This window comes from Chryseobacterium sp. SIMBA_028 (assembly GCF_046535285.1).
Taxonomy (GTDB): Bacteria; Bacteroidota; Bacteroidia; order Flavobacteriales; family Weeksellaceae; genus Chryseobacterium.
Window position 1 is genome coordinate 1 of the sequence record NZ_JAWRWZ010000636.1, and the last position, 249, is coordinate 249.

Here is a 249-nt window from a genome sequence, read left to right on the forward strand (position 1 = left end):
GACGTCCCCGACCTTGGCGATACGCCCCAGCCGGCTCATGACGTAACCGCCAACGGTCTCATAAGCGGAGTCGTCCGGAACGGTGAGATTGGGTATCTGTTCGGACACCTCATCCGGCCGCAGAAGCCCGGGAAAATACCAGTCCCCCGACGCGCTCTGGAGCACACCCGGGCGGACCTTGTCGTGCTCGTCTGCCACCTCGCCGACGATCTCCTCCACCAAGTCCTCCAACGTGGCGATACCTGCGGT

General features: G+C 63.9%; 1 protein-coding gene. It reads right to left on the reverse strand.

The genetic code is table 11. From position 1 onward, the window contains the following. On the reverse strand, positions 1–249 hold a 249-nt coding region (locus SCA31_RS24780; RefSeq protein WP_410699610.1), incomplete at both ends, for a transporter associated domain-containing protein.